Annotated in this window: 7 protein-coding genes; 3 read left to right on the top strand and 4 right to left on the bottom strand. The window is 59.6% G+C overall.

Translation table 11 applies throughout. The features are described 5' to 3' along the window. The first annotated feature begins 95 nt into the window (after positions 1–95). The gene (locus Q5H93_RS10990; RefSeq protein WP_305006578.1) at positions 96–926 is read left to right on the top strand and encodes a phosphosulfolactate synthase; all 831 of its coding nucleotides are present in this window, start codon (positions 96–98) and stop codon (positions 924–926) included. A 113-nt stretch (positions 927–1,039) separates the two neighbouring features. On the opposite strand, the gene Q5H93_RS10995 is transcribed toward Q5H93_RS10990, so the two are convergent. From Q5H93_RS10995 to Q5H93_RS11005, 3 genes are all read right to left on the bottom strand, one after another. After that, positions 1,040–5,542, bottom strand: coding sequence for a beta strand repeat-containing protein (locus Q5H93_RS10995; protein ID WP_501991643.1), 4,503 nt, complete (start codon positions 5,540–5,542; stop codon positions 1,040–1,042). A 211-nt stretch (positions 5,543–5,753) separates the two neighbouring features. Next, on the bottom strand, positions 5,754–8,099 hold the full coding sequence (locus Q5H93_RS11000) for a T9SS type A sorting domain-containing protein (protein WP_305006580.1): 2,346 nt from the start codon (positions 8,097–8,099) through the stop codon (positions 5,754–5,756). Between the two features lie 297 nt (positions 8,100–8,396). Then, a complete protein-coding gene (locus Q5H93_RS11005; protein ID WP_305006581.1) occupies positions 8,397–9,320 on the bottom strand; it encodes a bestrophin family protein in 924 nt (307 codons plus the stop codon). A gap of 128 nt (positions 9,321–9,448) precedes the next feature. On the opposite strand from Q5H93_RS11005, the gene Q5H93_RS11010 reads away from it, so the two are divergent. Beyond that, positions 9,449–10,144 (top strand): DedA family protein, encoded by a 696-nt coding sequence (locus tag Q5H93_RS11010; protein WP_305006582.1) that lies wholly within the window; start codon positions 9,449–9,451, stop codon positions 10,142–10,144. 96 nt (positions 10,145–10,240) lie between these two features. Next, positions 10,241–10,981, top strand: coding sequence for a shikimate dehydrogenase family protein (locus tag Q5H93_RS11015; protein WP_305006583.1), 741 nt, complete (start codon positions 10,241–10,243; stop codon positions 10,979–10,981). 33 nt (positions 10,982–11,014) lie between these two features. Here the strand turns inward: Q5H93_RS11015 and Q5H93_RS11020 are convergent, their stop codons facing one another. Continuing rightward, a complete protein-coding gene (locus tag Q5H93_RS11020; RefSeq protein ID WP_305006584.1) occupies positions 11,015–13,432 on the bottom strand; it encodes a TonB-dependent receptor in 2,418 nt (805 codons plus the stop codon). Positions 13,433–13,685 lie beyond the last annotated feature (253 nt).

Below are 13,685 nucleotides of genomic sequence, written 5' to 3' on the forward strand. Positions count from 1 at the left end.
GCCGTGACTTACTTTTGTACCTGCCCGCTTTTCGGCGGGCAGGTTTTTTTTGCGCATTCTTTACCAGAAACGGGCCTCGCGCCTGCCTTATTTGCATGAATTACACGATTTCTCAGCTTCCCGAGCGTACGCTCAAGCCCCGTGAGCAGGGCTACACGATGGTGATGGACAAGGGCATGAGCCTGCGCGAGGTAGAAGACTTCCTGGAAGTTGGGGGCGAATACACGGACGTGGTGAAGCTGGGCTGGGCCACCTCCTACGTGGTGCCCAACCTGCAGCGCAAGCTGGAAATCTACCGTGCGGCCAACATCCCGGTGTACTTCGGCGGCACGCTGTTCGAAGCCTTCATTATTCGCAATCAGTTTGATGACTACCGCCGCCTGCTCGACAAATACGGCATGGAGTACGCCGAAGTATCGGACGGCAGCATCGACCTGGCCCACGAGCGCAAGTGCGAATTCATCCGCGAGCTGAGCAAGTCGGTGCGCGTGCTGAGCGAAGTAGGTTCGAAGGACGCCGAGAAAATCATCCCGCCCTACAAGTGGATTTCGCAGATGGAAACCGAGCTCGAAGCCGGCGCCATCAAGGTAATCGGCGAGGCCCGGGAGGGCGGCAATGTGGGCCTGTTCCGCAGCACCGGCGAGGTGCGCTCGGGCCTGGTAGAGGAAATTCTGACCAAGATTCCGTTCGAGAAAATTCTGTGGGAAGCGCCGCAGAAAGCCCAGCAGGTGTGGTTTATCAAGCTCCTCGGCGCCAATGTGAACCTCGGCAACATTGCCCCCAACGAGGTGGTAAGCCTCGAAACCATCCGCCTAGGCCTGCGCGGCGACACGTTCTCGCATTTCCTCGACATGGACGCGGTAGACCCGATGTTCCACCCGGCCGCTAAGAGCAGCAAGCCCGGCACGAGCATGCCGCGGGGCTAAGGCCTAGCGGCCCGGGCGGGCGGCGCGCCGCCCCTTTGCCACCATCCCATCAGCCACAAAAAAGGCCCGTACCAACTGGTACGGGCCTTTTTTGTGGCTGATGCGGGGCTTCGTTACTCCACCACCACGCGGCGCACGATGGCCGCGCCGCCGGCTTCGAGGCGGAGCATATAGATGCCCGTGGCTAGGCCCGTGGTGAGGTATTCGGCCGTAGCGCCGCCGGCCGTGAGGCCGATGGTGCGGGTGCTTACTACCTGGCCCAGGGCGTTGAGCAGGCTAGCCTGCACCTTGGTCTGGCCCGCCACCGGCGGCAGCACTACCGTGAACTGGCCGTGGGCCGGGTTCGGGAAGATGCTGACCTGGCTGGCTTCGAGGCCGGCTTGGGTGGCCAGGGCGCCACTGGCCTGGTACACGAGCACAAAGCGGCCGGTGCTGGTGCCGGCGGCGCTCAGTTGCACCGCGTGGGTGGTGCCGGCGCTGAGGGCCAGCTGGGTGCCGGCCTGGGTGTCGCGCAGGTAGAACTGCCCGGCGGTGGGCATGGTGGGCAGCGCCGCCACCCGGAAGGTGTAGGTGCCGGCTGCCGGCACGCTCAGGCGCAGTGGCACCAGGATTTCGTTGGCGCCCGGCAGCGGCAGGCCGTTGATGGCCAGGGCCTCGGTGCCGGCCAGCGTGGCCAGGCTCAGGCCGCTGGGGTTGTTCAATTTGGCCGCGTCCTGGCTGGCGTCGAAGCCGGCAGTAGCATTCGCATTGAAGTACACGAAGGCATCATCGGCCTGGGTAGCGGTGCTAATCTGGAGCTGCACCAGCGCCGAAGCCGTGCCCCGCCCAAATGCCGGCTGCGGGCCGAAAGTGGTGACGCGGTTGGCATTGGTCAGGTTCACGGTGCCGGCGGTGCCGGGGGTGGTCACGCGCACGAAGTAGCCCTGGCCGGCATCCACCAGCGGGCTGTTGGTAAGCGGGTCGCTAATGCCCGGCAGGAAGGTGCGGTAGGTGCCGGCGTACTGGCCGGTGCTCTGGAAGATGTACATAGCCGCGTCCATGCCCGGGCGTTGGGCGGGGGTTACGCTGGTCCAGTCGAGCGGGCTCGGGTAGGGGTTGCCCAGCAGGTGCCAGCCGGTATCATTGCCCGGGTTGCGGGTGAGGGCGCCGGGCGTCTGAGCCGCGTTGTTGAAGGTACCGGTGAAATCGACCAGCACGCCATTGGCCACGTTGGCCGTGTAGCCGCGGTTGGGCAGCATGGCATCAGTGGTGGCGGCGGGCGAGAACCAGCCTTTCTCGAAGGCCGTGAAATCAGACGTGACGGTCGTTACGCGGTTCTGGTCGTAGCCAAACACGGTGGGGAACGGCGTGACGAGGCCCGGCTGGGCCACGGTGTTATAAGCCGGATTCAGCACCGGCGTAAAGCCCGGCGCCGCGAGGTCGCCGATGGTGGTGTTGCTCACCGGGGCCGCATAGTGGCGGTAGCCGATGCCGGCCGCGTTGTTGTTGTCGATGGCGCGCTGCATGGTGCCCGCGCCCACTACCACGCCGCCGGTGTTGTCGAGCACGGCCGTGCCCTGGCCACTTACTGACAGCAGGGTGAATGCGCGGCCGCCGGTAGTCAGGTTGCCGTTTTGCAGGCGCGCCAGCTGGCGCACACTCACGGCTTGCGAGAGGGTGAGGCCGGCGGGGGTATTCACCGTCAGGTTGCGCACCTGGGCCGGCAGGCCACTGCCCGTGGTCTGGGCCTGGATACCGTAGTACACGTAGCTGGCATCAGCAGAAAACGAGCGGGTGCCCGTGAGCTGCACGGCGCCGGTGTTGCCACTGGCCGCAATGCCCGCCGCGTCGCAGATGCGCAGCTCGGCCCCTGCCGCCAGCGCGAAGCTGCCCGCGCCGCTCAGCGACTGGCAATTGGTAGCCAGAATGCCCTGCACCGTGACCGCGCCGGTAGCCGTGGTGGCCCCGGTGAGGACGAGCGTGCCCCCGGCTTGCACAGTGATGTTATTGTAGGGGCCGCTGGCCGTTATAACCTGGCCACTGGTCACGGTCAGGTCGCCGGGCGCCAGGACCGGCGTCGTGAAGCTGATGGCCGAGGAAGTGGCGGTAGGGCCGCCGCAGTTGCTGGTCACGGTAGCCGTGTAGCTCGTGCCGGCCGTCAGGCCACTCAGGGCGATGGGCGAAGCAGTGCCGGTAGCCGTTTGGGCGGTGCCGCCGGCAGCGGTGTAGGTCACGGTGTAGGTGGTAGCGCCCGCGCCCCCCGTGAAGGCGATGCTGGCGGTGTTGGTCGTCACGCTATTGGCGGCCACGTTGGTGGGAGCCACGCACGGCGGGGTAGCCGTGGTGAAGGTGATGGCCGGGGCCGAAGTAGTGTTCTGGTTGAAATCGCAGTTGCTGGTCACCGTCACGCTGTAAGTGGTGGTGGGCGTCAGGCCGCTCAGGGCGATGGGCGAAGTAGTGCCCGTGGCCGTTTGGGTAGTGCTGCTGCCGGCGGCGGTGTAGTTCACCGTGTAGGTGTTAGCGTTCAAGCCGGCCGTGAAGGCAATGCTGGCTGTCGTGGTCGTCACGCTGTTGGCGGCCACGTTGGTGGGCGCGATGCACGGCGGCGTGGCCGTGGTGAAGGTGCTGGCCGCAGAGGTCGAGGTCTGGCCCCCGCCGCAGTTGCTGGCCACGGTTAGGCTGTAAGTGGTAGCCGGAGCGAGGCCGGTAAGCGCGATAGGCGTGGTGTTGCCGGTAGCCGTTTGGGCGGTACCCCCGGCGGCGGTGTAAGTCACGGTGTAAGTAACGGCGCCGCTGGCCGGCGTGAAGTTGACGCTGGCCGTGGTGGTGGTGACGTTGGTAGCGGCTACGTTGTTCGGCGTCGAGCAGCCATTGGGCGTACTCACGCAAATCGTAAACGTGTTTTCTACGTCATTGGAGCCAAAGCCCGCCACCGATACGTAATATGTGGTGCTGGGCGTCAGGCCCGGCACGTCGAAGGCCGGGGCCTGGGTATTGTTGGTAGCTCCCGTTGAGCAACCGACGGTCGTAAACGGCCCGGCCGCGCCGCCGGCGCTCGAAAACACGCGCACCGTGCCGGCTGCCGTGCCCGCCACCGCAATACGCACGCCCGCCGCCGTAGCGCCGGTAGCCGGCGTAGTAAAGCGGAACCACACATCCTGCGGGTTAGCCGCCGGGCTGCAGTTGCCCGGGTTGGTGTAGCCGATAGGCGCGGTGGTCGTGGAGCCGATGTTAGAAGCATTGGTCGGCAAGCAGGTAGCGCCAATGGTCAGGGCCAGGGCCCCGCTGGGTTCGTCATTAGCCGGCAGTGTCACAAAAGCTACGGCGGGCGACGAGGTCAGCGTCGTGCCATCGGCACAGGTGCCGGTCACGGTCACGTTGTAGCGAATGCCGCCCGTCAGGCCCGTCAGGGTCAGCGGCGAGGCAGTGCCCGACGCCGTAACGACCCCATTGCCGCCCGCCACCGGCGTGGCCGTTGCCACAAAGCTGGTATTGCCGTTGCCAGCCGTGAAGCTAACATCGGCACTGGTAATGCCGATGTTGCCGATGCTCACGGCCGTGGGCACGGTGCAGGTAGCTACCGTGGTAAAAGTCACGGTAGCCGGCACCGAGGTCACGCCGCCGCTGCAGTTGCTTACCAGCGATGCCGTGTAGGTGGTACCCGCCGTCAGGCCGGTCAGGGTATAGGGTGAGCTGCTCACGGCCTGGCTGCCACCGCCAGAAGCGGGCGTCGTCGTGACGGTATAGCCCCCGGCCGGCGTGGGCGAAGCTGCCGTAAAGGTCAGCTGGGCCGAATTGTCGGTGAGGTTGGTAACGCCCAGATTGCGGGGCGAAGCGCAGCTGTTGGGCGGCGTGAAGGTGTAAACTAGGCCCAGCGGCGGCTTCACCGTCGGGGTGAGCAGCATAGTAGCAAAGCGGTTAGTCCCCGGTACCGACTGAACCCAGTCGGTAGTGGTGGTACGGTTGTTATACGCCGCATTGCTGCCGGCGCCGCGCAATCCCACTTCCCCGTTGGAATTCAACCCCGCCTCTGGCAGAAACGCCCCGTAAACCAGATTTACCCGGTTGCTTCCTTCCTCTAGGCGAATCTGAAAGTTGAGAAGTGTAAAATCGGCCCGGATAGGCTGAAAATTTTTGAATTGCACTACTAGGGTTCGGTTGGGAGCCGAGCCCAGGGTCTGGTAGCGTAGCTCCCCGGCGTCCCCATTAGCGGACGAGATGTTGCCATACAGGTCAGCTCCGAAGCCGGATACGGAACCATCAAAGCCCGTACTCGTCGAAATAGGCGTGTCGAAAATGCTCGGAGGAGTGCTGCCGAAGGTGATGAAACCATTGGACGACAGCGTGAAACTTGTGTAGGCAACTCCCGCAAACTGGAATGTAAAGCCGATGGGCAAGCCTGGGAATACCGAGGTGTCTAAGTCATCGCCCGAAGCCGAGGCCACGGCTACTACAGTTCCGGCAGTGAGAGGGGTGTAAGTTTCGCTGCCCTGCGAAAACGCATAAGTATTTACCGCTTGAGCCTGAACGCCACTAGCTGATAAAAATAGCCCAGCTAGCATAGCGACACCACGTCGTATCCGGGTAGGTAGCGCGGTTGATAGCAAGCGGGGCCCAGAGAGAGAAAGTTGTTTCATATGGGTTGGTAAGAAAAAAGAAGACAAAAGAGAGAGAGAAAAAGCCGGCGGGAGTTGGCGGAGGTAATTAACCACTCAAGGTCATTAGATGCTTACTGGAAGCTGGTTTTTTAACAGATTACTAACCTTTGTTAGCACAAGCCTATTACATAAAAGCGCCGGCCTCTTGCGAGGACCGGCGTTTTTTATGCATATGAGCAGCTTGCAAAGTTTACTGCTTTTGAATCTTGATGGTTTGGGTCGTACCGCTAGGCAGGGCCAGACGCACGATGTACACACCAGCGGGCTTGTTGTCGAGCGAAGGCAGCTGCATGGTCGAAGAACCTACGCTAACTTCTGCTTTTTGGCGGGTAATTTCCCGGCCCATGGCGTCGGTTACCTGGATTACTGCGTTGCCAGCCACGCCGCTTTGCACATTCACCGATAGCTGGTCACCATCACGGAAGGGGTTGGGGAACACCGAGGAGGTGCTGCTTACCACGGCGTCCGACTTACCACCGAAGTCTACTACCCGCACCGGAGTGTAAGCGAAGGCACCGTTGGTATCCACCTGCCGCAGGCGGTAGTAGCGAATACCGCTGGTAGCAGTAGCATCCGTGTAGCTGTAGTGGGTTGCACTCGAGCTGTTGGGGTTTTTAGAGTTCACCATCGTCAGGGTGCGGAACTCGCGGCCGTCCAGGCTAACCTGTACTTCAAAGCCGGCGTTGTTTTTCTCCATAGCAGTTCCCCAGTTCAGGAGGGCACCAGTACGTTCGCGAACAGCGGTGAAGTACGTAAACTCAACTGGCAGGGGGGTTTCGTTTTCACCAATCGTGAACGTTGCGAACGACTTGATGATATTTTGAGTCAAGCGGTTTCCCGAGGGATTGATACGCTCACGACCTTTATTCTCAAATCCGCTACCTCCCGAGCTCGATACCCAAACGGTAAGTTGGCTTTCGATAAGGTTGATTGGACCAACCCCGCTAGAGCTTACCTGCTGTAGCTCACGGTCAAGCCACCGGAATCCCATGCGAGCTACTAATGGATTGGCCTCAGTGTTTGCATTAGTAGGACGAACCCCGAAGCTGCGTTTGGCACTCGGCTTAGCACCGAGCAAACCAGCGGCGGAGAACCCGGTACCCCGCGTTACTTCAGTCAGGCCAGGAGTGCCTGCTCCAGTGAAGGTAAGGTCAAGCCCGATATTGCCGAAAGCCTGGGTGATACCGTTCACAGCCACTTCGTTGGCAATCATGTATCCTTCAACGTACGAGTTTTCGCTTTCGCCAACAATCTGGCCGCCTGGGTCGTTCATAGTGCTGGTGGCCAACCGAACGTGCGTAGCGGCTGAGTTAACATTGCCCGTTACCAGGATGCCGTTCACCATCGTCAGCACTTGGTTAATTATCATATTACCCACCAGGGTTTTGCGAGTGGGTTCGCCGTTCACATTCGGGCTATCTACTTTGAAGTTGTAGAACAGAGCCGAGCCATTGAAGGTCTGGTTGCGAGCGCCGGCCAACGTAAAGGTGGTGTTAGCCCGGCCGATAAACGAGTTAGCAACATCGGAGAAGTCGCCATGCAGACGCAGCTCACCGCTCACCAAGCGCAGAATAGAACGGTCGGTGTTGTTATTGCCTGCCAGCGTGAGGTTGTTGGCATACGCGGGGCCAGTCTGGGCATTAGCCCGGATGTTGGGATAAACCACGCATTTGTTGCCACTGTAGTTGGGCACGGTCACGTTGGTCACTTCGGTAGGCACCCCATCTGACCACAGCAGTGGGTCAAACCATTCTGAAACGGCAATCAGGTCAGCCGTTTCCTGGGTAGGAGTAGGCGTGGGGCTTGGGTTCAGGGGATCGCAGCCAGCACCGGGGTTGACACCGCCCAGCCAAGTAGTTGCAGGCTGACCAATCAGCGCAGTACCCGTGCCAGCGTCAGTAGCACTAATCGTGAAAGTAGCTCTGTAGTTAGCGCTGCTGTTGGAGTCGTATATAAGGAAGCGGGTACCGTTGTTAGTACCTACTGCGCGGAAATACACCTCTACCACATATACGCCCGGGCCGCTGGTGAATTTTATCAGGTTTACCGGAGCAATAACGGTGTTGGGACGGGTGATTTGAATGTTCGTGTTTTCGAACCGGCGGTCACCGTTGCCAGCTGCGGCTCCGATTTGCGGCAGACGCGAGCCCTGAAACAGGTAGCCCTGACCGGCATCGCCGTTAGCAGCTGTCTGCTTGTATAAGCGGAAGAAAATTTGCGTCGAGTCTTTGATAACGTCGCCGCTGTTTTCAAACGTATTTACCTGCCCGCCTTCCAAAATCAGTGAGCCGGTTTTGCGGTCGTAAGTACCCAGGTTAGCACCTTGGAAAGGCAGGTTGGCAGTAGCGTTCGCGTTGTAATAGTAAGTAGCCGCGTTTGGCGTACCCGTGCCAGTTACGATGATGTAATCATTGAAAAAACCAGAGCCTGCCAGAGCACGGGGAGCAGTGCCCAGGCAGAGTGCCAGCACCACCAGGGCAGCGATGCCGCGCTTGGCGCGGTTCAGCCCGTTTGCGAGAGTAGGGTTATAGAACATTGTATTGGAGAGTTGAAGTCAGAAATTGAAGCTCCGTTGCTGGAACTACTGCCTTTAACGACGCGCCAAAAGGAAGGTTGGTCGTTGTGTATGATTTTTTAAAGTATTTTTTTTGACTTTTCTTCTAAAATGAAAATTACTTCCCCTATCAAGAACTAAAAAGCCCCGAAAATCGGGGCTTTTTAGTTCCTTTTTGTACTAAACCGTGGATTGTGCGTATGCCCGCTGGCGATGCTGACGCTTGTTGCTTCGCGTTTGCCTAAGTAAACTACCAAAGGCAGTTGTGGCTTAAAGCACTTAGTGCACAATGCTATAAGGCACCACTGCCAGAGCTTTCTTTTCAGCAGGCAGTTCTACCCCTAATAAGTCGTGGACACTTACGCGAATCTTATTAGATAGTTGGGTAATCGGCAAATCGTTGCTGTCGTAACCGAAAGGGTTTTCAATTTCATTGCCAATCATTTCTAAGCCCAGCATGGCATAAGCCCCAATCATGGTGATGGGTATCATCCAGTAGCCACACGACTCAACTAGGACCAACGGCATTATCAGGATAAAAATGGTGATGTAGCACTTGATAAAGAAGCTGTAAGAATATGGGATGGGCGTGGCCTTGATGCGCTCGCATGTCCCATTGGTGGCCATCATGCCTAGGTAATGGTGCTTGATATTGAGCAGATGGGTAGGGTCAAAAATTTCAACCTTACGCAGTTGTTCCATGCTCTCCATCAGCACGGCAATGATGGTGCTGGGCACGTTTTCGGCCGCCCGCAAGCGCTCCATAATGTCGGGCGTGGCTTCGAGCTTGTCGAAACGGATGTTGTTGCGCAGGTTGCCCTGCAGCGCCAACGGGAAATTTGAAATCAGCGCGGCAAAGTAACGCCGGCTGGAATGTGCTTCTTTGGGCAATAAAGCATTGATTTCCATGGCCAGACCACGGCAATGCGATACTAGCTGGCCCCACACTTTGCGCCCCTCGTAGTAGCGGTCGTAGGCCGTGTTGGTGCGGAACACCAGCAGCAGGCTGAGCAGGATGCCCAGAATGGAAAGGTAATCGCGGCCAATATGCACATTCATCATGTGGAATTTGACGCTGCTGATGGCCACGGCTATGCCATAGAGGCCCACCAAGGCCACTCGCTTCAGTAGCAAGCGGATAACTTCGGAGGTGTGGAAATGCCAAAGGGCTTTCCACCAGTCGCCTCCCTGATACACTATCATGGCTAAGGTAAATTTTCAACCTTGCAACGGCAAAGCTCGCGTGCGGGTTGAGCGCGGCGAGCGAAGCGCCTGCTAGCGGGCTACTTCGGCGGCTGAGGGTTTTCTTTGCACTTCACAAACCGCTCCGCATGGACCTGCTTAAGCAATTTTTCGACCTCGTACTGCACCTCGACAAAACCTTGATTGACGTGGTGCATCAGTACGGCAACCTGACCTACCTGATTCTCTTCCTCATCGTCTTCACCGAAACGGGGGTTATCGTTTTTCCCTTCCTGCCCGGTGATTCCCTGCTGTTTGTGGCCGGCACGCTGGCCGCACTACCTAACCCCGACACCGGCCAGCCGCTGCTGAATATTCTGTACCTGATTCCGCTGCTGATTGCGGCGGCTTTCATCGGCGATAACCTCAACTATTTTGTGGGCGACTATCTGGGACCACGGGTATTTCGGGAAGATTTTAAATTTTTGAAACGCAAATACCTCGAGCAAACCCAGGCTTTTTACGCCAAGCACGGCGGCAAAACGATTATCATGGCTCGCTTCGTGCCGATTGTGCGCACGTTTGCGCCCTTTGTGGCCGGCGTGGGCACCATGACGTACCGTTACTTCGCCTCCTACAGCATTGCCGGCGCCGTGCTGTGGGTGGTTTCGCTCACCCTGGCGGGTTATTTGTTTGGCAACATCCCGCTGGTTAAGAACAACTTTACGCTGGTAATCTATGGCATCATCCTGATTTCCATTTTGCCGCCGCTGGTGCAGTTTCTGAAGCAGAAGCTGAGCGGCAAGCCCGCCGAAGCCGACGACTTACCCCACGGGCCGCTGTAAATGCCGCCTTGTTTTAGCTACTGTTAAAAGCCTCGGCCTCATCTGGCTGGGGCTTTTAACTTTTCAGCGATTCTTCAACTTGATTTCCCATTATTTATGCGTCAGTTTGGCTTGATTGGCCGCACCCTGCGCCACTCGTTTTCACAAGCATATTTTACGCAGAAATTTGCAGCTCTGGGGCTCGAAAATCATCATTACGAGTTGTTTGAGCTGGCCGACATTGCCGAGCTACCGGCCCTGCTGGCCGCGCACCCGCACCTGGAAGGCCTGAACGTGACCGTACCATATAAGGAGTTGGTGATGCCTTACCTCGACGAGCTGACGCCCACCGCCGCCCGCGTGGGGGCCGTCAACGTCATCCAGCGCCGGCCGGACGGCCGTCTCATCGGCCACAACACCGATTACATCGGTTTCCGCGAGTCGCTGCGGCGCTTTTATCCGCTGCGGGGCGAGGAGGGCCGGGCGCTGGTGCTCGGCCAGGGGGGCGCCGCCAAAGCCATTGCCGTGGTGCTGCGCGACCTGGACATTCCGCACCAGTTTGCGACGCGCAATCCGCTTGGTGACGCCCTCAGCTACGACGACCTGACGCCGCAATTATTATCTCAAATCAGGCTGATTATCAACGCCACACCCTTGGGCACCTTCCCGAATGCGGAGGAGTGCCCGCGTCTTCCCTACCCGGCCCTCACGCCCCAGCACTATCTCTACGATGTGGTGTATAATCCTGCGGAGACGCTCTTTATGCGCAAAGGGCTGGCGGCTGGGGCCCAGGTTAAAAACGGTTTTGAGATGTTGCGCTTACAGGCGGAGGCTTCGTGGGAAATATGGAATGACTGACGACATGCAGAATGCGTCGTCAGTCATTATTTATCATTCCTTCGCATCATCATTGCGGACACTGTGCCGCGCCCGGCTTGGTCGGGTATCAATCTTGCCGAAACGGTAGCCGAAGGACAGACGCAGGCTGCGCAAGGGAATGTAGCTGTGCTGCTCCAGCGCAAACTGCGCCGTTTGCAGCTCGGTTTTCTGGTCGCGGCGGGCTTGCAGGAAGTTGTCGGCGTTGAACGTCAGGTCGCCCTTATCGTGCAGAATGGTTTTGCGCAGGCCCACGGAGTACCAGCTCCAGGCGGCGGCGCGGCCCTGCAGCTGCACCCGCGAAGAGTTGAGGCCCGCGAAGGCCTGGGCGCTGAAGGTTTTCAGGGCTTTGATTCTGGTGGCGCTGAAGCGGAAGCTCGTATTGGTATTCAAACTGAATATCAGGCCTTCATTGGTCGTATTTAAGGCGCCGGAGCGGAGCACTACGTAGGTAAGCGTGGCCGAGCTGCCGATATCCCAGCCGGGCACGGGCTTGCAGGAGCCATAGAGGCTGCCGCCGTAGCTGGCGTTGCGGGCGATGTTGCCGTAGGTGGTGAGCACGGTGTCGGCGCGGCGGGTGCGCACGGCCTCGATGGCGTTGTTAGTCTGGCGCGAAAACACGCTAAGGTTCAGCACCGCGCCGTTCCAGAACGAGCTGGAATCATTGACAAACGTACTGTAGCTGATGTCGTAGTTGTCCGCAAATTCGGGCGCCAGCTCGGGGTTGCCCTTGCTCACGTTGAATTTATCGACGCGGTTTTCGTAGGGGTTCAGATACGAGATGTTGGGGCGCTGCACGCGGCGGCCGTAGGCCAGGCGCAGCGTATTGCCGGGCTTGCGGGTGAAGCTCACGTTGGCGTTGGGCAACAGGGTGGTGTAGCCGCTACTGAAGCGCGTTTCGGCATACTGCGTGAAGCGGCCCACAATGTCGGTGCGCTCCAGACGGGTACCCAAGCGGCCGTTGAGCTTTTTGCCCAGCTTGCTACCGCCAAAGCCAAAGCTGTAGGAGGCGTAGCCGGCGGCGATGTTCTGGGTGTAATCGAAGCCATTGGAGCGGCGCTGGTCGCGCAGAAAGGGGCCGGTTTCGCCACGCAGGGTGTCAATCTGGTAGTCGCTCAGGGCGCGGCGCAGGATGGCCTTGCCGCCCACTTCCAGCGTGCGGCGCTCGCCCAGCGGGTGAGCGTAGTCGGTTTGCAGCGTGGTTTCGATGCTTTGGGGCTCGTTGCGGCTGGTTTCCTGGTATGACGGCAGGCCGCTGGCGGTGCGTCGGTTATCATATTGGTCGAGATTGTAGGGCTGCAGGCTGCGGTTGCGCAGGTGCTGGGCCAGCACACTCCACTCGCGGCGCCGCTGGCCCTCGAAGGTGTGCGTGTAGCTGCCGCTCACGTCGAAGCTGCGGGCGCTGCTGCGCGAGTCGGTGGCGCGGGTGAATAGCTGCGGGCGCGGCCCAACGAAGTCATTGATTTGCCGGCTCGTACTATGGTTGCGGCCCTGGTTGCCGTGCAGGCCCAGCGTGAAGTTATGGTGCTTGGCGGGGTCGTAGTCGAGGGTCAGGCGGGCATCGCCGCTGCCGCCCACACCGTAGCCGCGGCTGTCCTGGCGCAGGGTCGAAACCGTCAGGCCGTCACTGTCGAAATTATTGCGAGCCAGGCTGCTGGCACTGGGACTGTAGTTTACGTAGCCGCTGGCGCTACTATTCACGCCAACTTTGCCGCGCCGCACGTTCAGGTTGGCGTAGGCGTTGGAGCCGCGGTTGCCGGCGGCGCTGCCTACGCTGCCATTCACGCCGTATAGTTTGTTCTTTTTCAGCACAATGTTTATAACGCCGGCGGTGCCTTCGCCGTCATACTTCGCGCCGGGCGCGGTAATCACCTCTACGCTCTGAATCTGGTCGGCGGGCAATTGCTTGAGCGCATCGGCTAGGTTGCCGGCCAGGATGCTACTGGGCTTGTTATTGATGAGCACGCGCACACTACTACTGCCGCGCAGCTGCACGTTGCCGTCAAGGTCTACGCTGAGCAGGGGCACTTTACGAAGCACGTCGGCCGCCACGCCGCCTTTATTGGTCAGGTCGCGGTCGGCGTTGTACACCAAGCGGTCAGGCAGCACTTCTACCACGGGTTTAGTGCCGGTCACGGTCACTTCGTCGAGCTTTTGATTACTGGATTTCAGCACAATATCACTCAATTCAGTAGCTCGTTCGCTCACACTCACGGCGCGGAGCAGCGGCGCGTAGCCCACGAAGCTGACCTGCAGCCGGTAGCTGCCCGCCGCCAGGTCACGCAGGGTGAAGCGGCCCTGCTCATCGGCCACAGTGCCAGCTATGGGCGCCGTGCCCGTCGGAGGCAACAGCGCCACCGAGGCAAACTCTACGGGCTTGCGGGTGGCGCTATCCCGCACTATCCCACTCAGGCTACCGGCGTTTTTAACCACTACGGACGACGCGCTTTGCGCCCACGCAGCGTGGGGCAGCCCCAGCCCAAACAGCCCGGCAACCATCCCGAGCCGCCCCACCTTTAACAAACTTCTAAAAAGCGAAATACTATAACTCACAACCTATTACCCGGTAAGAAGCACAAAGGTAAACCTGTTCTGGGGCGGCCCCAAGCCTTTTAAAATAAGTTGGTTAATTTTAGGGCAGCGGGACAATGCGGTAGTAACGCAAGTTTCTGATACCGGCTGTTGC

Source organism: Hymenobacter aranciens (assembly GCF_030580865.1).
Taxonomy (GTDB): domain Bacteria; phylum Bacteroidota; class Bacteroidia; order Cytophagales; family Hymenobacteraceae; genus Hymenobacter; species Hymenobacter aranciens.

What these genes read in the sequence shown, in the direction of transcription:
- Q5H93_RS11000 (WP_305006580.1), bottom strand. Translation starts at nt 8,099, where the DNA reads ATGTTCTATAACCCTACTCTCGCAAACGGGCTGAACCGCGCCAAGCGC.
- Q5H93_RS10995 (WP_501991643.1), bottom strand. Translation starts at nt 5,542, where the DNA reads ATGAAACAACTTTCTCTCTCTGGGCCCCGCTTGCTATCAACCGCGCTA.
- Q5H93_RS11005 (WP_305006581.1), bottom strand. Translation starts at nt 9,320, where the DNA reads ATGATAGTGTATCAGGGAGGCGACTGGTGGAAAGCCCTTTGGCATTTC.
- Q5H93_RS11015 (WP_305006583.1), top strand. Translation starts at nt 10,241, where the DNA reads ATGCGTCAGTTTGGCTTGATTGGCCGCACCCTGCGCCACTCGTTTTCA.
- Q5H93_RS11010 (WP_305006582.1), top strand. Translation starts at nt 9,449, where the DNA reads ATGGACCTGCTTAAGCAATTTTTCGACCTCGTACTGCACCTCGACAAA.
- Q5H93_RS10990 (WP_305006578.1), top strand. Translation starts at nt 96, where the DNA reads ATGAATTACACGATTTCTCAGCTTCCCGAGCGTACGCTCAAGCCCCGT.